Origin of the sequence: Streptomyces sp. NPDC002018, from assembly GCF_042890865.1 — a bacterium.
Taxonomy (GTDB): Bacteria; Actinomycetota; Actinomycetes; order Streptomycetales; family Streptomycetaceae; genus Streptomyces.
The window spans coordinates 432527-455301 of record NZ_JBIASO010000003.1 but is presented as its reverse complement, the minus strand read 5'-3'; the positions used below and the strand labels follow the sequence as shown (position 1 = coordinate 455301).

Sequence of the window (22775 nt, the reverse complement as noted above, 5' to 3'; positions counted from 1 at the left end):
CCGACAGCGACGGGCCGAGGGCCGACAAGGAGACCCGATGAGCAGCGCGACAGCCACCGCGGAGCACCCGAGCATCCTCCTCGTGGACGACATGGAGGACAACCTCGTCGCGCTGGAGGCGGTTCTGGGTTCCCTGGACGTGACACTCGTACGCGCCCGTTCGGGCGAGGAGGCGGTGCGGGAGCTGGTGCGGCAGCCCTTCGCGGTGATTCTGCTGGACGTCCGTATGCCTGGTATGGATGGTTTCGAGACCGCCTATCGGATCAAGCGGCTCGACCGTGCCAAGGACATCCCGATCATCTTTCTGAACGGGCCCGAGTCGGACAGCGGTTATGCCTTCCGGGGGTACGCCACGGGCGCGGCGGACTTTCTGACCAAGCCCTTCGATCCCTGGGTGTTACGGGCCAAGGTCGGGGTCTTCCTCGATCTGCACCGCAAGAACAGACAGTTGGAGCGGATGCTGGCGCAGGAGCAGCAGCATCTCGGGGAGATCGCGGGCCGGCTGTCCTCGATCGAGGAGCAGTTGCGGCGCGGCGCGCCGAACGACCTGGAGGCGCTGGGGCAGCAGCTCACGCGCATCAGCGACACCCTGGGCGAACTGCGGCGCGAGCGGGGCCGCTAGGGCCTCTCGGCCCTGTCCGGGCGTGTTTCGAAAGTCCCGCTCTCCGCCCGGACGCCGTCCCCGCCCCGGCCTGCCCGGGCGGCGGGACTCGGGGGCCGCCCCGCCCGGACGTGCCCCGCCCGGACGTGCCCCGCCCGCTCGTACGCTCGGCCAGAGAGTCGCTAGCCCTCCCGGGATCCCTCGTACATCTCCTCGATCAGAGCCTTGTACTCCCGCTCCACCACCGGCCTCTTGAGCTTGAGGCTCGGTGTCAGCTCTCCGTGCTCGATGTCCAGATCGCGCGGCAGCAGCCGGAACTTCTTGATGGTCTGCCAGCGCTGGAGCCCCGCGTTGAGCCGTTGCACATAGCCGTCGATGAGCTTCCGGACCTGCGGGGAGGCGACCACCTCGGCGTACGGCCTGCCGCCCAGGCCGTTCTCGGCCGCCCAGCCGAGGATCGTCGGTTCGTCGAGCGCGATCAGCGCCGTGCAGAAGTTGCGGTCCGCGCCGTGCACCAGGATGTTCGAGACGAACGGGCACACCGCCTTGAACCGGCCCTCGACCTCCGCCGGGGCGATGTACTTGCCCGCCGAGGTCTTGATCAGGTCCTTCTTGCGGTCGGTGATCCGCAGATAGCCGTCGGGGGACAGCTCCCCGATGTCACCGGTGTGGAACCAGCCGTCCGGCTCCAGCACCTCCGCCGTCTTCTCCGGCAGCCCGTGGTATCCGGCCATGATCCCCGGGCTGCGCAGCAGGATCTCGCCGTCGTCGGCGATCCGCACCTCCGTGCCGGGCAGCGGCTTGCCGACCGTACCGGTGCGGTACGCCTCCCCCGGGTTGACGAAACTGGCGGCGCTGGACTCGGTCAGCCCGTACCCCTCCAGGATGTGGATCCCCGCGCCGGAGAAGAAGAAGCCGATGTCGGGCGCCAGGGCGGCGGAGCCGGAGACCGCGGCCCGCAGCCGGCCGCCGAACGCCTCGCGCAGCTTCGCGTAGACGAGCGCGTCGGCGATCCTGTGCTGGGCGCCGAGGGCGAACGGCACGGACGCCGTGCCCGTACGGCGGAAGTTGTCCTGGGAGGTCCTGGCGTGCTCACGGGCGATCCCTGCCGCCCACTGGAAGATCTTGTACTTGGCGGGGCCACCACCGCGCGCCTTGGCCGCGACGCCGTTGTAGACCTTCTCGAAGATCCGCGGCACGGCCGCCATATAGGTGGGCCGGACCACCGGAAGATTCTCGATGATCTTGTCGACACGTCCGTCCACGGCGGTGACATGCCCGACCTCGATCTGCCCCGACGTCAGCACCTTGCCGAAGACATGGGCGAGCGGCAGCCACAGATACTGCACATCGTCCTTGGTGATCAGACCGGTGCCCGCGGTGGCCTTGGCCATGTACGACCAACTGTCATGGGCCAGCCGTACGCCCTTGGGGCGGCCGGTGGTGCCCGAGGTGTAGATGAGGGTGGCGAGCTGGTCGGAGGTGATCGCACCGACCCGCTCCTTGACCGCCTCCGGACGCGTGAGCAGATACTCCGTGCCGCGCGCCTCCAGATCGGCCAGGGAGAGCACCCAGCCCTCCGGATCGCCCTCGGCGGGGAGCGCGTCGGCCGTGTCGATCACGACGACATGACGCAGGTGCGGCAGCTCGTCCCGCCGCTCACGGGCCTTGGCGAGCTGGGCGGCGTCCTCCGCGATCAGAACCCGGCTCTCGGAGTCGGCGAGGATGTACGCGGACTCCTCGGCGTTGGTGGAGGGGTAGACCGTGGTGGTCGCGGCGCCCGCGCACATCACCCCGAGGTCGGCGAGGATCCACTCGACCCGGGTGGCGGAGGCGAGCGCGACGCGCTCCTCCGGCCGCACACCCAGCGCGACCAGGCCGGCCGCGATCGCGTACACCCGTTCGGCGGCCTGGCCCCAGCTCAGCGAGCGCCACTCGTCGGGACCCCGGCCGACGGTACGGGGGACCGGATAGCGGTAGGCCTCCGCGTCCGGCGTGGCCGTCACGCGCTCAATGAAGAGGGTCGCCACGGAGGGCGGCCGGTTCTCGATCAAGTTCTGTGTGTCGCTCACGACATCCTCCGGGCCCGCGCGCAGCGCTGCGTGACTGATCCGACTGACTGGCTGTGACTGTGACTTCGACTCTGACCGTGACTGGTGTGGGGTGTGGGGGTGCGGTGTGAATGGGGGGACGGACGACTGGGGTGTGACGGACGACCGGCACATGACCGGCGAGTAACTAACTGGCGAGTAACTACGAACCAGTGATCAGACTAGAGGCCACCCGGCCGGTGCGTAAGGGGCCGCGGGGGGCCGCTTCATAACGAACCCGTCCGCACGCATCCCGGCCGACGACAACGGGCCCTCACGCCACAGCGTGAGGGCCCGTCGCTCACCGCACATCCCCGCCGCCCCCGCCGGCCGTGTCCGCACGGCGCGGTCGGGCGGGCGGGACGGCTACTTCTTCGCCTTGCCACCACCGGACTCGTCGCTGGACAGCACCGCGATGAAGGCCTCCTGCGGAACCTCCACGCTGCCGACCATCTTCATCCGCTTCTTGCCCTCCTTCTGCTTCTCCAGCAGCTTCCGCTTACGGGAGATGTCACCGCCGTAGCACTTGGCGAGGACGTCCTTGCGGATGGCGCGGATGGTCTCGCGGGCGATCACCCGGGAACCGATGGCGGCCTGGATGGGCACCTCGAAGGCCTGGCGCGGGATCAGCTCGCGCAGCTTGGCGACGAGCCGTACGCCGTACGCGTAGGCCTGGTCCCGGTGGGTGATGGCCGAGAAGGCGTCGACCTTGTCGCCGTGCAGCAGGATGTCGACCTTGACGAGCTGGGCGCTCTGCTCGCCGGTGGGCTCGTAGTCGAGCGACGCGTAGCCCCGGGTCTTGGACTTGAGCTGGTCGAAGAAGTCGAAGACGATCTCGGCGAGCGGCAGGGTGTACCGGATCTCGACCCGGTCCTCGGAGAGGTAGTCCATACCGAGCAGCGTGCCGCGGCGGGTCTGGCACAGCTCCATGATCGAGCCGATGAACTCGCTCGGCGCGAGGATCGTGGCCCGTACCACCGGTTCGTGCACCGAGTCGATCTTCCCCTCGGGGAACTCGCTCGGGTTGGTGACCGTGTGCTCCCTGCCGTCCTCCATCAGCACCCGGTAGACCACGTTGGGGGCGGTGGCGATCAGATCGAGACCGAACTCGCGCTCCAGCCGCTCACGGATCACATCGAGGTGCAGCAGACCGAGGAAGCCGACGCGGAAGCCGAAGCCGAGGGCCGCGGAGGTCTCCGGCTCGTAGACCAGCGCGGCGTCGTTGAGCTGGAGCTTGTCGAGGGCGTCGCGCAGCTCGGGGTAGTCCGAGCCGTCCAGCGGATAGAGGCCGGAGAACACCATCGGCTTGGGGTCCTTGTAGCCGCCGAGCGCCTCGGTCGCCCCCTTGGTGAGGGTGGTGATCGTGTCACCGACCTTGGACTGGCGTACGTCCTTCACCCCCGTGATCAGATAGCCGACCTCGCCGACACCGAGACCGTCCGCCGGGAGCATCTCCGGGGAGTTCGTACCGATCTCCAGCAGCTCGTGCGTGGCGCCGGTGGACATCATCCGGATCCGCTCGCGCTTGTTGAGCTGGCCGTCGATGACACGGACGTAGGTCACGACACCGCGGTAGGAGTCATAGACGGAGTCGAAGATCATCGCGCGGGCGGGGGCGTCCTCGACACCGACCGGGGCGGGGACGTCCGCCACCACCCGGTCGAGCAGGACGTCGACGCCGACACCCGTCTTCGCCGACACCTTGAGGACGTCCTCGGGACTGCAGCCGATGAGATTGGCCAGTTCCTCGGAGAACTTCTCCGGCTGGGCGGCCGGCAGGTCGATCTTGTTCAGCACCGGGACGATGGTGAGGTCGTTCTCCATCGCCAGATAGAGGTTGGCGAGGGTCTGCGCCTCGATGCCCTGGGCGGCGTCCACCAGGAGGATGGTGCCTTCGCAGGCCGCGAGCGAACGGGACACCTCATAGGTGAAGTCCACATGGCCCGGCGTGTCGATCATGTTGAGGATATGGGTCCTGCCCTCGTCCTCACCCGTGCGGGGGGCCCAGGGCAGCCGGACCGCCTGGGACTTGATCGTGATGCCGCGCTCGCGCTCGATGTCCATACGGTCGAGGTACTGAGCGCGCATCTGCCGCGAATCGACGACTCCGGTCAACTGGAGCATCCGGTCGGCGAGCGTCGACTTGCCGTGGTCGATGTGCGCGATGATGCAGAAGTTACGGAGCAGCGCCGGGTCCGTACGGCTCGGCTCTGGCACGTGGGTAGGGGTCGCGGGCACGCAGGGTCCTGATTCTTGAGACGCGCGGCGTCTCGTCTCGGGTGGACTCGGATCGATACGTAGCCTCCATCGTCCCACGGGTACGGGACTGCGCCCGGTTTGGGCGGGTCGGAGGGTGGCTGGTAGCGTGGTGAGCTGTGTCTCGTGCCGTCTCGGCGCGGGACGGGTTCAGTTAGTGATTCATCAAAGCTGAAAAGGCTGTATTAAACGTGGCGAACATCAAGTCCCAGATCAAGCGGAACAAGACCAACGAGAAGGCACGCCTGCGCAACAAGGCTGTCAAGTCGTCGCTCAAGACCGCGATCCGCAAGGCCCGTGAGGCCGCTGCCGCGGGCGACGTCGAGAAGGCCACTGTGGCCGCTCGTGAGGCCTCCCGCAAGCTCGACAAGGCTGCCTCGAAGGGTGTCATCCACAAGAACGCCGCCGCCAACAAGAAGTCGGCGCTGGCCTCCAAGGTTGCTTCCCTCCAGGGCTGAGCCCCTCTGATGTGACCGCCGGAAGGGACTCAGCGGGCCCTCTCTACCGCTCCTGACCGGCACTCCCGAACTCGCACGCGACTGCGTTCGCCACGCGGGTGCGAGTTCACCGATTGACGTCGAGGCCCCGGGCCGTCCTTCCCCAGGACGGGCCGGGGCCTTCGTCGTTCCCGCCCGCGCGTGCCCGCGCGTGCCCGCGTGTCGGCCATGTCAGGCGGACCACGTCAGGCGGACCACATCAGGTGCACCCCAGCGGGTGGACGGCTGAGTCCTGTCAGCCTCGGACGTCAGCCATCGGTGCTCAACCGTCAGCCGTCAGCGCGCGGCCTCGGCCCCGTGGCCTCAGCCCCTTGGCCTCAGCCCGCGCGGCCGGAGCGGGCGGCGCGGGCGATCGCGACGACCGCCTTCTCCAGCGCGTACTCCGGATCGTCGCCCCCGCCCTTGACGCCCGCGTCGGCCTCGGCGACGGCGCGCAGCGCGGTCGCCACCCCGTCCGGTGTCCAGCCGCGCATCTGCTGACGCACCCGGTCGATCTTCCACGGGGGCATCCCCAGCTCACGGGCGAGATCCGCCGGTCTGCCGCCGCGCGCGGACGACAGCTTGCCGATGGCCCGCACCCCCTGGGAGAGGGCGCTGGTGATCAGTACGGGAGCCACTCCCGTCGACAGCGACCAGCGCAGCGCCTCCAGGGCCTCGGCCGCCCTGCCCTCCACCGCGCGGTCGGCGACCGTGAAGCTGGAGGCCTCGGCGCGGCCCGTGTAGTAGCGCCCGACGACCGCCTCGTCGATCGTGCCCTCGACATCGGCGGCGAGCTGGGAGACGGCGCTCGCCAGCTCGCGCAGATCGCTGCCGATGGAGTCGACCAGCGCCTGGCAGGCCTCGGGGGTGGCCGAGCGGCCCAGCGCGCGGAACTCGGAGCGTACGAAGGTGAGCCGCTCCGCGGGCTTGGTCGTCCTGGGGCAGGCGACCTCCCGGGCGCCCGCCTTGCGCGCGGCGTCCAGCAGCCCCTTGCCCTTGGCCCCTCCCGCGTGCAGCAGGACGAGCGTGATCTCCTCGGCGGGGGCGTCGAGATAGGCCTTGACGTCCTTGATCGTGTCGGCGGAGAGGTCCTGCGCGTTCCGTACGACGACGACCTTGCGCTCGGCGAAGAGCGAGGGACTGGTCAGCTCGGCGAGGGTGCCGGGCTGGAGCTGGTCGGAGGCGAGGTCGCGGACATCCGTGTCGGCGTCGACGGCGCGGGCCGCCGCCACCACCTGCTGCACCGCGCGGTCGAGCAGCAGATCCTCCTGGCCCACGGCCAGCGTGAGCGGGGCGAGGAGGTCGTCGGGGGAAGACTTTCTGGTGGCCATCGCGGTCCAGCATCGCACGCACCACCGACAGCCGTGGTCCTCGGCCCGTCCGCCGCATCCGCGGGATCGCCGCGGCGCTACGGCGTCAGTGCGGCTCTTCCCGCCAGCCGTCCCAGTCCGCCACGAACGCGTCCAGCGCCGCGCCGTCCATCCGCTTCTCCGGGTCCTCCACGACCACCAGCCACTGGGCGTCCTCGGCGTCGTCCTCGCCGGCCAGGGCGTCCCGTACCAACCGCGGTTCCTCGGCCACCCCGAACCGCTCGCCGAGCGCCTCCGCCACCTCCTCGGCGGCGTCGCGGTCCGGCAGCACCAGCACATGTCTCACATCGCTCACGGCCGTATTCTTCCAGCCGGTCGCACCGGTCCGGGCCGGGGCAGCGCGGTGGGGGGTGGCGAGGCCGGCCGGTGGTGCGATGAGGTGCGTGCGGCGGGGTGCGTGCGGTGAGGTGCGTGCGGTGGAGTGCGGGTGTTCAGCTCTTGGGAACGATCTGGATATCCATCTCGATCTTGATGCTGGACCCGACGACCGCGATGCCACGCGCCAGCATCGACTGCCAGTTGACGGTGTAGTCCTCGCGGTGGAGTTCGGTGGTGGCGCGGACGGCCGCGCGGGTCTCGCCCTCCATGCCGTTGCCGATACCGAGGTACTGGGCGTCGAGCACGATCGTACGGGTGACGCCGTGGAGCGTGAGCGCTCCGGTGATGGCCCAGTTGTTGCCGCCCCGGTGCGCGAAGCGGTCGCTGTAGAACTCCAGCGTCGGGTAGTTCGCCACATCGAGGAAGTCGGCGGACCGCAGATGGTCGTCGCGCATCTGCACACTGGTGTCGATCGACGCCGCGCCGATGACGACATGCATCGCGGACCGGTCCATCGACTCACCGATCCTGATCGCCCCGGCGAAGTTGTCGAACCGGCCATGGACCCGCGCGAGTCCGATGTGGCGGGCGATGAAACCGATCCGGGAGTGCGCCGGTTCGATCTCCCACTCACCGGCGGTGGGCAGCGGCAGCGAGGGGGCTATCTGAAGTGTGATGTCCCCGAGATTGCCGGAGTCCCCTCCGTCGGTGACATAGGCGCTGCCCCGGTACGGAGCGAAGCTCTCGGCCGAGATCGCCAGCCGGTACTCCCCGAAGGGGACCATGGCCACGATCGTGCCGAACGGGTCGGTCTCGCCGCTCACGATCTTACGGCCGTTGCTGTCGCTCACGGTGAACTCGGCCCGTCCGACCGGCTCGTTGACGGGGTCGAGAACACGGCAGCTCAGCAGACCGGCGCCGGGCGGCACGGACAGCCCCGCGAGTGGGTGGTTTCTCTGCTGAGCGGCCGTACCTCGGCCGAGAAGGCGGCTGATCATGGTGTGTACGTACCCCTGTGCGATCGGGCTCTACGGGGCCGCGCACGGCTGGACGTCCTCGTCGGGGCGGCGACCCTTGACGAGAACGCATTCGACCACCCATGCCCCGTTCGAGGCAAACGTACGGACAGGTAGTGAACTCGGCTGCTCCGCACCGCTACTCCACCCCGCCACCTGGTCCGCCGCGTGGTCCGCCGCGTGGTCCGCCGCGTGGTCCGTCGCGTGGTCCGGACACAGGCCGGTCCCGGGGCACCGCCCTGAGCCCTTCCCCCGCCCCCACCACGGCGATCGCCCCGTCCGTGTCCGTGCGCAGCACCGCCGCGCCGCCTGCCCGGAGCGCCTCCACCGTGCGCGGCGCGGGATGGCCGTACGGGTTGTCCCGCCCGGCCGAGATCAGCGCGAGCCGGGGCCGGACCGCGCGGAGCAGCCCCGGATCCTGGAACGGCGATCCATGGTGGGCCACCTTCAGCAGATCCACCGGCGGGAGCGCCGGATGGTCGCGCAACAGCCCCTGCTGGGCGGGAGGTTCGAGATCTCCGAGCAGCAGCAGCGTGGGGCCGCGGGCGATCCGTACGAAGAGGGTGACGCTGGAGTCGTTCGGCTCCCCCGCGGTCAGGGCGGTGCCGGCCCTCGGCCACAGCACCCGCCAGGTGAGCGGTCCGATCCGCCGCTGCTCCCCCGGCCGGGCGCGGAGTACGGGCACCCGGGCCGCGGCGGCCGTTCTCCGTACGAACGCGGCCTGCTCGGACGGTTCCCCGGAGAGGGTCGTCTGCATCGCGCCGACCGCCCTGCCCCGCAGGACGCCGGACAGCCCGCCGACATGGTCGGCGTGGAAGTGGGTGAGCAGCAGCAGCGGAACGCGGGTGACACCGAGCTCCCGCAGACAGCGGTCGGGCGGCCCCGGTTCGGGGCCCGCGTCCACCACCACGGCCGTATCCTCCCCCGCCGCGAGCACCAGCGTGTCGCCCTGTCCCACGTCGCACATCGCGAACGTCCAGCCGGGCGGCGGCCAGCCGGTGACGAGCCGGGTGAACGGCGGGGGCCGCAGGACGGCGAGCAGCAGAAGGACGGCGCACACCGCGGCCGTCCACGGATGGCGCGGCACACGGCGTACGGCGCACAGGACCAGGACCGTCACCGCCACGAGCAGCAGCCCGCCCCACCAGCCGCCGGGCCAGGCGATCCCCGCGCCGGGCAGCGCCGCGCCGCCGCGGGCGACGGACGCGATCCAGCCCACGGGCCAGCCGGCGCACCGGGCCAGCGCCTCCGCCACGGGCATCGCGACCGGCGCCACCGCCAGGGCGGCGAAGCCGAGAACCGTCGCCGGGGCCACCGCCGCCTCGGCGAGGAGATTGCACGGAATGGCCACCAGACTGACCGTGGCCGCGAACACGGCCACCACGGGCGCACACACCGCCTGTGCCGCGCCGGCCGCGGCGAGCGCCTCGGCGAGCCGGGCGGGCACGCCGCGCCGCCGCAGCGCGTCACTCCACCGGGGCCCGACGGTGAGCAGCGCGCCGGTGGCCAGTACGGAGAGGAGGAAGCCGTAACTGCGCGCCAGCCAGGGGTCGTACAGCACCAGCAGCAGGACGGCGGCGGCCAGCGCCGGAACGAGCGTCCTACGGCGGCCCGTGCCGATGGCGAGAAGGGTGATCAGCCCGCAGGCGGCGGCCCGCAGCACACTGGGCTCCGGCCGGCAGACGACCACGAAGGCGAGCGTGAGCGCCCCGCCGGACAGCGCGGTCCACCGCAGCGAGATCCCCAGCCGTGGGGCGAACCCGCGCCGCTCTGCCCTCGTGGCCAGCCCCGGCGGCCCGATCAACAGGGCAAGCACCACGGTCAGGTTGCTTCCGGAGACGGAGAGCAGATGCGTGAGATCGGTCGCCTTGAACGCGTCGTGCAGTTCGGGTGTCACCCGTGAGGTGTCGCCGACGACCAGCCCCGGAAGCAGGGCGCGGGCATCGGGGCCGAGCCCGTCGGACGCCTCGCGCAGCCCCGCGCGCAGCTCTCCGGCCAGCCGCTGGACGCGGGTCGGCGGCCCGGTCACGGTCGGCGGCCCTTTTCCCTCCACCCGCAGGGCCGCCGCGTACGGGTCGTCCTCGCGCAGCGGGGGCGAGAGGCGCCCGGTCAGCCGCAGCCGGGTGGAGGGCAGCAGCCGCTGCCAGCGTCCGGCGTGCTCACCGGGCCCGGCGATCACCAGTACGGGTGTCCGGCCCAGGGTGGTCCGGCCGTCGGGTCCCGTCACCCGGGTGAGATCCGCGTCGAGCACCAACCCTCCACCGGGCATCCGGCCCCCCGGGACTCGCGGGCGTGTGGGCCGGGGATCGGAGGTGACCGTCAGCTCCGCGGTGACCCGGGCATACCGCTCCGCGAGGCCGGGCACGGGCCCCCGGTGCGGATCCGCGGCGTGCAGCCCGGCGGACGCCGCCCCGGCCGCGGCACACAGCAACGCGCCCGCGGCCGCGACCGCGTTGAGCCGCCGGCTCCGCCCGGCACCGGACCGGGAGCGCGCCAGCAGCAGTCCCGCCGCCGAGAGACAGAGCACCACGCCGACCGCCGTCCACCTCCCCGGAGCGCCCACCGCCAGGGCCGCCGCGGCCCAGGCCGCCACCGCGAGCGGAACCAGCCGCAGATCGGCCGGGCCCTCCTCGCGCCGGACCCCCGGGCCCGTGCCATGGCCCGCCGTCGGGTGCGCCGCGCGGCGCGTCATGGCTGTACGAGCGGCTGGAGGTCCGCGAACCTGCGCGCGCCGATGCCGTTGACCTCGCGGAGTTCCTCGATCGACCGGAACCCTCCGTGCCGGGTGCGGTAGTCGACGATGTGGCGCGCGAGCACGGGCCCGACCCCGGGGAGCGTGTCGAGCTGTTCCACCGTGGCGGAGTTGAGACTCACCGGTCCCGGGGCCCCGGCACCGCTGCCCGCACCCGCGCCCGCGCCCGCACCCGCAGCACCCGAACCGATGCCCGTGCCTCCGGCCGCGCCGGCCCCCGCGTGCGCGGCCCCCGGTGGGGCCGGGCCGCCCACCACCACCTGCTCACCGTCCATCAGCACCCGTGCCCGGTTGAGCCCGGTGATGTCCGCGCCGGGTTTGACGCCCCCGGCCGCCCGCAGCGCGTCGGCGACCCGCGATCCGGTGGGCAGCCGCAGCACTCCCGGCTTCCTCACCTCACCCCCCACATCCACGACGACCCGGCCGGTGCGCGTCGGAGGCAGCTCCCCCGGCAACGCGGACGGGACCGCAGCGGCTCCGGCCGCGCCGACCGTCTCCGGCGCGCGGACGGACCTCGGGCGCCCCGCCCAGAAGTGCTGAGCGGCGAGAAGCACGGCCACGACCAGGACGACGGCGAGTGCCGCGAGCGTTCTGAGCTCAAGACCGGATCTGAGCTGGAGCCACATCGGCAGCCGCTCACGCAGCGCGAGCCGCGTCCGCCGACGCCTGCCGTCTCTCTCGTCTCCCCCGTGGGGCGCGGCCGGTGGATCCGATAACGCCGACGACACCGACACCGGCACCGACGTCGGCGCCGACACCACGGCCACCGGCGGAGGGCCGCCGAAAAGGGCATCCGCACGGCGGCGCGGATGACGGGCACGGACGTCGGAGCCCGGAGCACGGCCGGGCCCGCTGGTTACGGAGCGTGTTCGTAGCGTCATGCCACAGCACGCTAGGCACTCCCGCCCGGCCTCGCTCAGCAGCCCGAATTCCCGTGGACAACGAGCCCCTTGTGGACAACCCGGTCACCCGTACGAGTGAACGAACAGCCGCTGTCCCCAGGCCGTTCCGGCACCCCGCCCCACTCGCCGGGCCGTCCCCGGGACCCCGCCACCCGCCACCCGCCACCCGCCAAGCCATTGCCAGGCACGCGTTCCCCCGCTGGACCGCCCCCGGGCCCGTACCGTCCGCGTCACCCGCCGGGCCGCCCCCGGGCCCGTACCGTCCACGCCACCCGCTCAGCGCGGCGAGATCACCGCTCCCAGCAGTCCCGGCCCCGTGTGCGCCCCGATCACCGCGCCCACCTCGCTCACATGCAGATCCACCAGCCCCGGCACCCGCTCACGCAGCCGCTCGGCGAGCGTCACGGCCCTCTCGGGCGCCGCGAGATGGTGCACGGCGATGTCCACCCGGCTCATGCCCGCGCGCTCGGCCACGATCTCCTCCAGCCGCGCGATCGCCTTGGAGGCCGTACGGACCTTCTCCAGCAGTTCGATACGCCCGTCCTCCAGCTGCAACAGCGGCTTCACCGCGAGCGCCGAGCCCAACAGCGCCTGCGCGGCGCCGATACGGCCGCCCCGGCGCAGATAGTCCAGGGTGTCGACATAGAAGTACGCGGACGTGCCCGCCGCCCGCTTCTCCGCGGCGGCGACCGCCTCGTCCAGCGTCCCGTCCCCCGCCGCGGCCTCGGCGGCGGCCAGCGCGCAGAACCCGAGGGCCATGGCCACCATCCCGGTGTCCACCACCCGCACCGGCACGGACGCGTTCTTCGCCGCGAGCACGGCGGCGTCGTACGTCCCCGAGAACTCGGCCGAAAGATGCAGGGAGACGATCCCGGTGGCACCGGCCTCCACCGCCTTGCGGTACGCGGCGGCGAAGACATCGGGGCTGGGCCGGGACGTGGTCACGGAACGCCGCTTCTGGAGCGCCAGGGCCAGCGAACGGGCCGAGATCTCGGTGCCCTCCTCCAGCGCCCGGTCGCCGAGCACCACGGTCAGCGGCACCGCTGTGATGCCGTGCCGCTCCATCATCTGCGGCGGCAGGTAGGCCGTGGAATCGGTGACGATCGCGACATGGCGGGACATGAGCGGGAGGTTACCCGTCGTCGCCCCCGGTCGGCAGCCCGGCCCCGTCCCAATGATCGATTCCGTTCCGGCCGTTGTCCATTCCGCCCGGTCCGGTCAGTTCGTGGTCTCCGGCCTGGCCTGGCCTGTCCGCTTCTGCCACGGGTACGCGATCCGCTGCCGAGGGTCGGGCGGCTCGATGGCCTGCGCCGAGCCAGGCCCCTGTCCCTGCCCCTGCTGTCCCTGTCCCTGCTGTCCCTGTCCCTGCCCCTGCCGTCCCGGTCCCTGCCCCGAGGCCGACCCGTGCCCCTGACGCTCGTCCGTCAACCGGGGTCCGTCCTCGGGCGCGGCCTCCGGCTCGGGCCACACCACACGCTGCTCGGGCCGCTCGGCCCGCTCCCGCTCCGCCGTCGGCGACCAGTGCCGCAGCGCTCCCGACTCCACATCGATCTGCGCGCTCAGCGACGACAGATCGTCCTCCGCGAACTTCCGCGCCCTGTCCCGGGCCGCCCAGCGCAGCGAATCCGCCGAATGGGTGATCCGCTCCGTGCGCTCGCGCAGCTCCTGAAGGTGTTCCGACACCCTCGCCCGGTCCGGATCACGCTCAAGCCGCCGCAGGTCCTCGTCCAGCTCACTGCCGTGCACGCTGAGCCGCTGGAACAGGGCGACCGACTCCGACAGCGAGGCGTCCTCCGCCATCCCGGCCTGGAGCACGTCCTGCGTCGCCCGCATCGAGGTGCGCAGCTTCAGCCGGAGCTGTGCCAGCTCCCCGGCCACTCCCACCTGCCCGATGCTTCTCGCCCGCAGGGTGGTGTCCTCGACCGTGCGGCGCGCGTGCGTGATCGTACGGTCCACGCCGCGCTTGGCCGCGCCCACCGCCTTCACGCTCACATACACACCGAGCGACACGAACGCGACGAAGAGCAGCGCCAGAATCAGGATGACGGCCTCCATGGGCGCCCCTTCGTTGTCGGTTTACGCTCCTTCCACCGTAAACGGAACAGGCGGGTTAAGGGTTCCTGAGGAACCCCCAACCCGCCCGTAAGGAATGACGCACCGCACCGCCCGCCGAGGCCGCACCGCCCGCCGGGGCCGCCCTTGTCCGCCGGGGCCGCCCCGCCCGCCGGGCACATCGCTGTCCCGGCCCGCCCGCTTACGCGGGAACGATGTTCACCAGTTTCGGCGCCCGGACGATCACCTTGCGGATGCCCGCGCCGCCCAGCGCCGCGACCACCGCCTCGTCACTCAGCGCCAGCGTCTCCAGCTCCTCGTCCGTGATCGAGGGGGAGACCTCCAGCCGCGCCTTGACCTTGCCCTTGACCTGCACCACACACGTCACGGCCTCGTCCACGACATACGCCGGGTCCGCGACCGGGAAGTCCTGGTACACGACCGAGTCGGCGTGGCCCAGCCGGTGCCACAGCTCCTCGGCGATATGTGGGGCCAGCGGCGCGATCAGCAGCACCAGCCGCTCGGCGACCGAACGCGGCACCGGACCGCCCACCCTGGTGAGCTGGTTGTTCAGCTCGGTGATCTTGGCGATGGCGGTGTTGAACCGCAGCGTCGTCATGTCCTGGGTGACCCCGTCGACCGCCTTGTGCAGCGCACGCAGCGTCGCTTCGTCGGGCTCGGCGTCCACGACGGTGACCTCACCCGTCGTCTCGTCGACCACATTGCGCCACAGCCGCTGGAGCAGCCGGTACTGCCCGACCACGGCGCGCGTGTCCCACGGCCGCGAGACGTCCAGCGGCCCCATCGCCATCTCGTACAGCCGCAGCGTGTCGGCTCCGAACTCGGCGAAGATCTCGTCCGGAGTGACCGCGTTCTTCAGGGACTTGCCCATCTTGCCCAGCACACGGCTGACCTTCTCGCCCTGGTACCAGTACCCGCCGTCCCGCTCCTCGACCTCGGCGGCCGGCACCGCGATCCCGCGGCTGTCCCGGTAGACGAAGGCCTGGATCATGCCCTGGTTGTACAGCTTGTGGAACGGCTCGACCGATGAGATGTGCCCCAGGTCGTACAGCACCTTGGACCAGAAGCGCGCGTACAGCAGATGCAGTACGGCGTGCTCGGCACCGCCCACGTACAGATCGACACCGCCGTGCGGCTGCCCCTCGCGGGGGCCCATCCAGTACTGCTCGATGGCCGGGTCGACCAGCTTCTCGCTGTTGTGCGGGTCCAGGTAGCGCAGCTCGTACCAGCACGAACCCGCCCAGTTCGGCATCGTGTTGGTCTCGCGGCGGTAGCGCCTGACGCCCTCGCCCCGGCCCAGGTCCAGCTCGACCTCGACCCACTCGGCGTTCCGCGACAGCGGGGTCTCCGGCTGGGTGTCCGCGTCGTCCGGATCGAACGTGCGCGGCGAGTAGTCGTCGACCTCGGGCAGCTCCAGCGGCAGCATCGACTCGGGCAGCGCGTGCGCGGTGCCCTCCTCGTCGTAGACGATGGGGAAGGGCTCGCCCCAGTAGCGCTGACGGCTGAACAGCCAGTCGCGCAGCCGGAAGTTGACCGTGCCCTCGCCGATGCCCCCCTCCGCCAGCCACTCGGTGATCTTGGCCTTGGCCTCGGTCACCGTCAGGCCGTCCAGTGAGATGTCCGCGCCCGTCGAGTTGACGATCCGCGCGTCGTACGAGGCGAACGCGTCGTCCCACTCCGCCGGGTCGGTGGAGCGGCCGTCGGACGGCTCCACCACACAGCGCATCGGCAGCTCGAAGGCGCGCGCGAACGCGAAGTCACGGCTGTCGTGCGCCGGTACGGCCATGATCGCGCCCGTGCCGTACCCCATCAGCACATAGTCGGCGATGAAGACGGGTACCTGCTCACCGCTGACCGGGTTGGCCGCGTAGGCGCCGGTGAAGACACCGGTCTTGTCCTTGGCCTCGGCCTGCCGCTCGACATCGGACTTCGACGCGGCCTGCTTGCGGTACGCGCCGACGGCGTCGGCGGGGGTCGCGTGACCGCCCGTCCACACCTCGTGCGTGCCCTCGGGCCAGACAGCCGGAACGATCTTGTCGACCAGGTCGTGCTCCGGCGCCAGCACCATGTAGGTCGCGCCGAACAGGGTGTCCTGACGGGTCGTGAAGACGGTGATCGCGCCCGCGTCCCCGACCGGGAAGTCGACCCGCGCGCCCTCGCTCCTGCCGATCCAGTTGCGCTGCTGGAGCTTGATGGCCTCGGGCCAGTCCAGCGCGTCCAGATCGTTCAGCAGCCGGTCGGCGTACGCCGTGATCCGCATGTTCCACTGGCGCAGCTTCGCCTTGAACACCGGGAAGTTGCCGCGCTCGGAGCGGCCGTCCGCGGTCACTTCCTCGTTGGCCAGCACGGTGCCCAGGCCCGGACACCAGTTGACGGGCGCGTCGGAGGCGTACGCCAGACGGTACCCGCCCAGGACGTCGGCGCGCTCGGCGGCGCTCAGCGCACTCCAGGGGCGCCCGTCCGGTGTGGCACGCCGCCCGCTCTCGAACTGCTCCACCAGCGTCTCGATGGGACGGGCCCGGTCGGCGTCCTCGTCGTACCAGGAGTTGAAGATCTGTACGAAGATCCACTGGGTCCACTTGTAGTAGTCCGGGTCGATGGTGGCCACGGACCGGCGCTTGTCGTGTCCCAGACCCAGTCGGCGGAGCTGGCCCTTCATGTTGTCCATGGCGGCCTCGGTCGACACCCGGGGGTGCGTACCGGTGGCGACCGCGTGCTGCTCGGCGGGCAGGCCGAAGGCGTCGAAGCCCAGGGTGTGCAGGACGTTGTGCCCGGTCATGCGCTGGTGGCGGGCGAACACATCGGTGGCGATATAGCCCAGCGGATGCCCGACGTGCAGACCGGCGCCGGACGGGTAGGGGAACATGTCCATGATGAACTTCTTGGGCTGGGCGACCCGCGCCGGGTCGCCGGCCAGCTCACCCGACGGGTTCGGCGCCTCGTACGTGCCCTCGGCGTCCCAGAAGTCCTGCCAGCGTGCCTCGATGTCGGCGGCCAGGGCGGCCGTGTAGCGGTGCGGCGCTGTCTGCTCGGCGGCAGCGGAATTCGTCTCGCTCATGATCCTCTGAAGCTCCATCGATCGTCTCTGCCGGCGGTTCGGCCGTGCCGCGCCAGTCGGCGAATGACCGCGCCGGCCGGTGAACGAAAAAGACCCCTCGCACAGGAGGGGACGCCGCGCCGATTCCGACCGGATTTCTCATCCGTCGGGACTGATCAGCGCGGCCCGTTAAGCAGAAGGCGTACGGCTCGCATGGCGTCAGGGTACCGCAGGGCCCCGACGGCCCGCACGGACCACAGGACCACAGGGCGACAGGGCGACAGCAGCGGACCGGACGGCGACAGCACACGGGCCGGAGACCGGACAGGCGCGAGCGGGACGCCCGGCGGACACGGGCCGGAGGCCGGACGCTCAGGGCCGCGGAGCCGAGAAGTACACAGAACCACGGGAAAGGCACAGGAGCGACACCGAAGACACACGGGAAGAACACCGGACAAGCACGAGAGAACCACAGGAGGACCACGGGAGAGCCATGGAGGGTGGCACGGGAGGGACGCGAAACGATCGTGGAGCGACCGGGGGAGGAACCCGTTACCCGGCGTATCGGCCCGTTCCAGGGCATCTCCCGGGCCGACGAGAGTCGGGTAACTCACCTTCCCGCGATTAAACCTGCAAACCGGGTACTGCCTGGTATGGCTCCACTTAGCATGCGGCAACGGGACCGCTTTCCCGAGCCCTTCGGAGTTGCCCCCTTATGAACCCTCAACGCAAGTTCAGCTCGTCGCTCTCCCCGGACCGCGGCATGAGCCGACAGGTACAGGGCGGACTCACGGTCGCCGCGCTGGTACTGGTACCCCTGCTCGCCGTCGCGGGAGGTGACGCCTTCCGTGCCGCACTCGACTTCACCACCGGAGTGCTGTCTCTGCTGTCCCTCACCGGAGCCGTCGCCTGGGGCCTGATAGCCACCGACCGGGTGCTGCTCTCCCCGCGCCACCGGCTGCTGGCCCAAGGCGTCCACCGGGCGACGGCGGTGGCCTCGCTCGGCTTTCTGCTGCTGCATGTCACCGTCAAGGTCAGCCTCGGGCATGTGGCGCTGCTCGGCGCGCTCGTGCCCTTCGGCCTCGGCGTCAGCGGTACGAACGGTCTCATCGGCTTCGGTTCACTCGCCGGGCTGCTGATGGTCGTGGCCGCCACGACCGGTGCGATGCGCAGCGCCTTCGCCGTCCCCGGCCGGTTCGCGGGCCGCTGGCGAGCGATGCACATGGTGGCCTACCCGGCCTGGTGCTTCGCGCTCGTACACGGTCTGTACACCGGCCGCCCGGCCGCGACCTGGGTCGTCACGCTGTACTGCCTGGCCCTCCTCGGAGTCGCCGCGGCCGTGTCGACACGGCTTCTGCCCCGCCCGCTCAAGCGCCGCCTCGCCGATCGCATCCTGGAGCTGACCGGGGGCGTCCGTGAGACCCCGGAGCCCGAGCAGAACCGCCGCGACCTCGCGTCGGACCCGCTCCCCGGAGCGACGGGCATCCCGGCACAGCCCGACTACCGGCAGCGGACGCTGCGCGAGCCCGTCGTCGCGGCCCCGCCGCTCGGAGCGGCGCTGGGCCGGCCGCGTACCCCGCCGCGGCTCACCGCCCCGGCCCCGCCTCTGTACGAGGCGACACGGTCGGCCACGGAGTCCTACCCTCCGCCGGAGTCCGTCACCGGTACGGGTATCTCCGCCGGATATCGCGCGGTCTCCCAGGGGAACGAGGCGACCACCCGCATACCGACCGGCGAGATACCCCTCGCCGAGCGCGTTCCCCTCACCGAGGAGCTCCCGGTCATCTCCGACGAGCCCGCGAACAGACCGGGCTCCTGGCCCGCGCCCTCCCCTCCCCCACCCGGGCAGGCCTTCGCCCCGCCCGTGTCGACCCCGTACGACACCGGCTCGGTCCCCACCTACGGCCCGAGCGCGCCCTCCCCGTACGACACGGGCGCGAACCCGTCCTACCCGGCGGAGGGCACGACGCCCTCCCCGTACCCCACCGGCGGCGCCGGCACCCCCGTCTACGGGCCCGACGCCCCCTCCCCGTACGACACCGGCGCGGTGCCGGCCTACGACACGGGCTCCGTCCCCACGTACGGCACGGGCTCCGTCCCCACGTACGACGCCGGCTCACTCCCCACGTACGACACGGGTTCCATGCCCGCCTATGGCACCGGCTCCGTCCCGGCCTATGACACCGGTGCCATCCCCCCGTACGACACGGGCGCGGTCCCCACCTATGAGGGCTCGGTCTCCCCGCCGCCGTCCTCGGCCGCCCCGTCCCCCGCTCCCTCCGTGACCTCGTCCGCGCCCTGGGACGGAACCGAGGCCCCGCCCGGTCCCCTCTATCCGCCCCCGGCTGGAGAGCCCTGGCAAGCACCCGCAGGAGACCGACCGTGAACACCCCCCTCCCTGATGTCCCCGAAGTCCGAGTCGTCGGGCTCCCCCAGCTCACCCAGGGATTCGACCTGGTCGAGCGGCTCGACCTCCCCATGCATCTCAAGGTGCACGGTCCGCTGGAACCGGTGACCGGGGAACGGCTGGCGCAGCTCGCCGAGAACATGTCCCTGACCGGCCGCGGCGGCGCCGGATTCCCCTTCGCCAAGAAACTGCGCGCGGTGGCCACGGCCGCGATCCGCCGCGGTGTACGTCCCGTCGTCGTGATCAACGGCAGTGAGGGCGAGCCCGCCTGCCGCAAGGACACGGTGCTGCTCAACCGTGCCCCCCATCTGATACTCGACGGCGCGCTGCTGGCCGCCGAGGCGCTCGGCGCCCGCACGCTGGTCGTCGCCGTCACCCGTAACTCCACCGAGGTCTCGATCCGCGCGGCGCTCGCCGAGCGCGGGCTCTCCGACCGGCGCGGCCAGCAGTTGCGCGCACGGGTGGTCCGTACGCCGGAGCGCATGGTCTCGGGCGAGGCCTCGTCCGTGATCCGCGCCATCGGCGGCGGTCCCGCCCTGCCGCCGGGCCGCCGTGAGCGCGCCGCCGAGTCCGGTGTCGGCGGTCTTCCGACGCTGCTGTCCAACGCGGAGACCTTCGCCCAGCTCGCCATCGGCGCCCGGATCGGCGCCCGCCGCTACGCCCACACCGGGCTCGACACCGAGCCGGGCACCGTCATGCTCACCATCTCGGGCGCGGTCGCCCGTCCCATGGTGGTCGAGGTGCCGACCGGTGTGCCGCTGCGCTACGTCCTCCAGATGGCCGGCGCCCCGCCGCTGCCGCAGGGCGTGCTGACCGGCGGCTACCACGGCAACTGGATCGACTCGGTGGCCGCCCACGAGGCCGTCGTCTCCAAGGAGTCCCTCGCGTCCTTCGGCGGCGCGCTGGGCGCGGGCGCGATCCTGCCCATCGGCCCCGAGACCTGTCCGCTGGGTGAGGCGCTCCGGGTCGCCAACTGGCTCGCGGCCGAGACCGCCGGCCAGTGCGGCCCCTGCAAGCTCGGACTGCCCGCCGCGGCGGGCGGTCTCTCCGACGTCATCAACGGCGGCGGTCCCGCCGCGCTGGAAGCGCTGCGCGCGGTGACCCAGGCGGTCAAGGGCCGGGGCGCCTGCAAGCATCCCGACGGATCCGCGCGCTTCTTCGCCTCCACCCTCTCGGCGTTCACCGACGACCTCGCCGCGCATGTGCTGGACGGGGGCTGCGGACGCCGGACCACCGGTGTGCTGCCGCTGCCGGGCCCCGGCTACCAGGACGCCGAGGAGTCCATCCCGAGCGGCGAGAAGCTCGCCGTGGACTGGACGCTCTGCCAGGGACACGGCCTCTGCGCCGACATCGTCCCCGAGCTGATCAGGCTGGGCCCCGACGGCTATCCGGCGCTCGCGGACGCGTCGGTCCCCATGCATATGCGCGGACGGGCCCAGCGCGCCGTGCGCAGGTGCCCCGCGCTCGCCCTCCGTATCGAGCAGCCGGCGCCCGAGCGCCCCGCGCGCGCGGCGCTGCCGCCCGGCGGTGGCCGCAAGGCCCTGGGTCCCGGGCGCGGTTGAGCACACGGGCGGGCGGGGCCTCCGGGTCCCGCCCGCCGGTCTCCCGGCCCGCTCCGCGCCCCGCGCACACGAAGAAGCGGGCCATCCGATTCGGATGGCCCGCTTCTTCCGTCGCCCGACATCCGGACAACCACGGTGGAGCTAAGGAGAATTGAACTCCTGACCTCCTGCATGCCATGCAGGCGCTCTACCAACTGAGCTATAGCCCCGTGCTGTGCACCGCCCCTGAGCTTCCCTTCTGGGCTTCCCCTTGGCGGCGTCGCCAACATTACACGGTCCCTCCGCCCGATCACCAAATCGTTTCTGGTCTGTACCGATTTGCCCGGTACTGTCGCCCTTCGTGACTGCTCCCGTATTTGTGCGGCTCGTCCGGAAGCGCGACCGGCGCCCCTCCCCCCGGGGTGCGCTTCTGGTCGCCGCCTCCGTCTGTCTGGTCTCCTTCGCCGCGTTCTGGACCGCGCAGCGCGCCGCCGGGGTGTCGATGATCGATCTGACGGTCTACCGCGCCGAGGGCCGTACGGTGCTCGACGGGCTGGACCTCTACGCGATGCGCGCCACCCATGCCCGGCTTCCCGCGACGTATCCGCCCTTCGCCGCGCTGCTGTTCACCCCGCTCACCCTGCCCGGTGTGCCGGTGCTGCGCACCCTCGCGACCGCCGGGAATCTGCTGCTGTTCGTCGTGTACGTACGGCTCTCCCTCCGGCTCGTCCTCCAGGGAAGGACACGCCCTCCTAAGGAGGCGTCACGGAGGACGCCCCGGCCGTGGATGGCGACGCCGTGGGTGGCGACGCTGTGGGTGGCCGCGTTCGCCGTCTGGTGCGAACCGGTCTGGACGACGCTGCGGTACGGGCAGATCAACCTGCTGCTCGCGGTGGCGGTGCTGTGGGATCTCACACGGGAGCCCGCACGGGGGCCCTGGCACCGCTGGGCGGGCGCCGGCATCGGTTTCGCCGCCGCCGTCAAGCTCACGCCCGCGCTCTTCGCCGTCCTGCTGCTGCTCGTCGGACTGGTGCGGGCCCGCCGGGCGGGCCGGAAAGCGGGCTGGAGGGCGCGCTGGAACCCCTGGCTGCGCCAGGCCGCGACGGCCGCCGCGGTCTTCGTCGTCGCGACGCTCCTGGCCGCCGTCGTCCTCCCCGGGGACTCACTCCGCTTCTGGACCGGAGCCGTCTTCGAGGCCGGCCGCGCGGGCCGCGCCGAGGACCCCGCCAACCAGTCGCTGCGCGGGGTGCTGGCCCGGCTGCTGCACACCGGCGACCCCACGCCCTGGTGGCCCGTGGCCGTCGCCCTGGTGGCCGTGGCGGGGCTCGTCGCGGCGGTCGCGGCGGCGCTGCGCGAGGAGCGCGCCGGGGCGGTGGCCGCCTGCGCGGCGACGGCGCTGCTGATCAGCCCGGTCTCCTGGTCGCACCACTGGGTGTGGTGTGTACCGATGGTGCTGTACGTCGCGGTGCGCCGGGGAGCCGGGTGGGCGGCGGCCTTCTGGCTGATCTTCTGTTCGTATGCCCTGTGGTGGGTGCCGTACGAGCCCGGCGGCCCCGAACGGGCCCAGGGCGCCCTGGAGATGGCGCTCGCCGCGCTCTGTCCGCTGGCGGCCCTGGCCCTGATCGGTTCTCTGCTCGGGGACGCCGTCAGGGCCCGGCGCCCCGGGGACACGGTCAGGCCGTGGCGAACGAGTAGAACCGCTTGAGCGTGCAGTGCTCGTCCAGGAGACGGCCGTAGATCGGCTCGCCCTCCAGTTCCCGGTAGGTCTCGATGGGGTCGCCTTTTATGATCAGCGCCCGCGCGCACTCCTCGCACCAGTACTGGAACTCGGGGTTGATCGGGTCCATGTCACGGACGATCGGCGTACCACTGCCGCACCAGTCGCATTTACGCCTGTGGGCACCCATCAATCAGCTCCAACAGTGGCCGCAGGCCG

The 22775-nt window shown here is 71.7% G+C and carries 16 protein-coding genes and 1 tRNA gene; 5 read left to right on the top strand and 12 right to left on the bottom strand.

Going from position 1 to position 22775, the window contains the following annotated elements; translation table 11 throughout:
* Nucleotides 1-37 precede the first annotated feature (37 nt).
* Nucleotides 38-622: a two-component system response regulator gene (locus tag ACFYYH_RS07545; protein ID WP_388547181.1), complete on the top strand. Its 585-nt coding sequence runs from the start codon at nucleotides 38-40 to the stop codon at nucleotides 620-622.
* Between the two features lie 161 nt (nucleotides 623-783).
* Here the strand turns inward: ACFYYH_RS07545 and ACFYYH_RS07540 are convergent, their stop codons facing one another.
* Entirely contained in the window at nucleotides 784-2673 is a 1890-nt protein-coding gene (locus ACFYYH_RS07540) for an AMP-dependent synthetase/ligase (protein ID WP_388547179.1), read from the bottom strand.
* Nucleotides 2674-3057: 384 nt separating this feature from the next.
* Entirely contained in the window at nucleotides 3058-4929 is a 1872-nt protein-coding gene (gene lepA, locus ACFYYH_RS07535) for a translation elongation factor 4 (RefSeq protein ID WP_388547177.1), read from the bottom strand.
* A gap of 209 nt (nucleotides 4930-5138) precedes the next feature.
* On the opposite strand from lepA, the gene rpsT reads away from it, so the two are divergent.
* Nucleotides 5139-5405, top strand: coding sequence for a 30S ribosomal protein S20 (rpsT, locus tag ACFYYH_RS07530; RefSeq protein WP_388547174.1), 267 nt, complete (start codon nucleotides 5139-5141; stop codon nucleotides 5403-5405).
* A 356-nt stretch (nucleotides 5406-5761) separates the two neighbouring features.
* Here rpsT and holA read toward each other — a convergent pair whose 3' ends face one another.
* The 8 genes from holA to leuS all read right to left on the bottom strand — a co-directional run bounded on the left by holA (nucleotide 5762) and on the right by leuS (nucleotide 16912).
* Nucleotides 5762-6754: a DNA polymerase III subunit delta gene (gene holA, locus ACFYYH_RS07525; protein ID WP_388547171.1), complete on the bottom strand. Its 993-nt coding sequence runs from the start codon at nucleotides 6752-6754 to the stop codon at nucleotides 5762-5764.
* An 85-nt stretch (nucleotides 6755-6839) separates the two neighbouring features.
* Nucleotides 6840-7088 carry a hypothetical protein gene (locus tag ACFYYH_RS07520; protein WP_388547168.1) on the bottom strand — a complete coding sequence of 83 codons (249 nt, stop codon included), beginning with the start codon at nucleotides 7086-7088 and terminating at the stop codon, nucleotides 6840-6842.
* Nucleotides 7089-7224: 136 nt separating this feature from the next.
* Nucleotides 7225-8109 carry a YceI family protein gene (locus ACFYYH_RS07515; protein ID WP_388547165.1) on the bottom strand — a complete coding sequence of 295 codons (885 nt, stop codon included), beginning with the start codon at nucleotides 8107-8109 and terminating at the stop codon, nucleotides 7225-7227.
* A gap of 157 nt (nucleotides 8110-8266) precedes the next feature.
* Nucleotides 8267-10819, bottom strand: coding sequence for a ComEC/Rec2 family competence protein (locus tag ACFYYH_RS07510; protein WP_388547162.1), 2553 nt, complete (start codon nucleotides 10817-10819; stop codon nucleotides 8267-8269).
* On the bottom strand, nucleotides 10816-11505 hold the full coding sequence (locus ACFYYH_RS07505) for a helix-hairpin-helix domain-containing protein (protein WP_388547159.1): 690 nt from the start codon (nucleotides 11503-11505) through the stop codon (nucleotides 10816-10818). The genes ACFYYH_RS07510 and ACFYYH_RS07505 overlap by 4 nt, the downstream gene beginning before the upstream one ends.
* A 552-nt stretch (nucleotides 11506-12057) precedes the next feature.
* Nucleotides 12058-12903, bottom strand: coding sequence for a DegV family protein (locus tag ACFYYH_RS07500; protein WP_388547156.1), 846 nt, complete (start codon nucleotides 12901-12903; stop codon nucleotides 12058-12060).
* Nucleotides 12904-12999: 96 nt separating this feature from the next.
* Nucleotides 13000-13836: a hypothetical protein gene (locus ACFYYH_RS07495; protein ID WP_388547153.1), complete on the bottom strand. Its 837-nt coding sequence runs from the start codon at nucleotides 13834-13836 to the stop codon at nucleotides 13000-13002.
* A gap of 199 nt (nucleotides 13837-14035) precedes the next feature.
* Complete coding sequence (gene leuS, locus ACFYYH_RS07490; RefSeq protein ID WP_388547150.1) at nucleotides 14036-16912, bottom strand: leucine--tRNA ligase; 2877 nt, start codon at nucleotides 16910-16912, stop codon at nucleotides 14036-14038.
* 742 nt (nucleotides 16913-17654) lie between these two features.
* Here leuS and ACFYYH_RS07485 point away from each other — a divergent pair.
* Nucleotides 17655-19277, top strand: a complete 1623-nt coding sequence (locus tag ACFYYH_RS07485; RefSeq protein ID WP_388547147.1) for a hypothetical protein — start codon at nucleotides 17655-17657, stop codon at nucleotides 19275-19277.
* Nucleotides 19274-20860 (top strand): ferredoxin, encoded by a 1587-nt coding sequence (locus ACFYYH_RS07480; RefSeq protein WP_388547144.1) that lies wholly within the window; start codon nucleotides 19274-19276, stop codon nucleotides 20858-20860. Before ACFYYH_RS07485 ends, ACFYYH_RS07480 begins: the two co-directional genes overlap by 4 nt.
* A gap of 136 nt (nucleotides 20861-20996) precedes the next feature.
* Here ACFYYH_RS07480 and ACFYYH_RS07475 read toward each other — a convergent pair.
* Nucleotides 20997-21069 (bottom strand) — tRNA-Ala (locus tag ACFYYH_RS07475).
* A 131-nt stretch (nucleotides 21070-21200) separates the two neighbouring features.
* Here ACFYYH_RS07475 and ACFYYH_RS07470 point away from each other — a divergent pair.
* Nucleotides 21201-22544 carry a glycosyltransferase 87 family protein gene (locus ACFYYH_RS07470; protein WP_388547141.1) on the top strand — a complete coding sequence of 448 codons (1344 nt, stop codon included), beginning with the start codon at nucleotides 21201-21203 and terminating at the stop codon, nucleotides 22542-22544.
* Here the strand turns inward: ACFYYH_RS07470 and ACFYYH_RS07465 are convergent.
* Entirely contained in the window at nucleotides 22513-22746 is a 234-nt protein-coding gene (locus tag ACFYYH_RS07465; protein WP_028797521.1) for a hypothetical protein, read from the bottom strand. The two genes, ACFYYH_RS07470 and ACFYYH_RS07465, sit on opposite strands and share 32 nt — an antisense overlap.
* Nucleotides 22747-22775 lie beyond the last annotated feature (29 nt).

What these genes read in the sequence shown, in the direction of transcription:
- ACFYYH_RS07545 (WP_388547181.1), top strand. Translation starts at nt 38, where the DNA reads ATGAGCAGCGCGACAGCCACCGCGGAGCACCCGAGCATCCTCCTCGTG.
- holA (WP_388547171.1), bottom strand. Translation starts at nt 6,754, where the DNA reads ATGGCCACCAGAAAGTCTTCCCCCGACGACCTCCTCGCCCCGCTCACG.
- ACFYYH_RS07515 (WP_388547165.1), bottom strand. Translation starts at nt 8,109, where the DNA reads ATGATCAGCCGCCTTCTCGGCCGAGGTACGGCCGCTCAGCAGAGAAAC.
- ACFYYH_RS07510 (WP_388547162.1), bottom strand. Translation starts at nt 10,819, where the DNA reads ATGACGCGCCGCGCGGCGCACCCGACGGCGGGCCATGGCACGGGCCCG.
- ACFYYH_RS07505 (WP_388547159.1), bottom strand. Translation starts at nt 11,505, where the DNA reads ATGTGGCTCCAGCTCAGATCCGGTCTTGAGCTCAGAACGCTCGCGGCA.
- ACFYYH_RS07500 (WP_388547156.1), bottom strand. Translation starts at nt 12,903, where the DNA reads ATGTCCCGCCATGTCGCGATCGTCACCGATTCCACGGCCTACCTGCCG.
- ACFYYH_RS07495 (WP_388547153.1), bottom strand. Translation starts at nt 13,836, where the DNA reads ATGGAGGCCGTCATCCTGATTCTGGCGCTGCTCTTCGTCGCGTTCGTG.
- leuS (WP_388547150.1), bottom strand. Translation starts at nt 16,912, where the DNA reads ATGAGCGAGACGAATTCCGCTGCCGCCGAGCAGACAGCGCCGCACCGC.
- ACFYYH_RS07485 (WP_388547147.1), top strand. Translation starts at nt 17,655, where the DNA reads ATGAGCCGACAGGTACAGGGCGGACTCACGGTCGCCGCGCTGGTACTG.
- ACFYYH_RS07465 (WP_028797521.1), bottom strand. Translation starts at nt 22,746, where the DNA reads ATGGGTGCCCACAGGCGTAAATGCGACTGGTGCGGCAGTGGTACGCCG.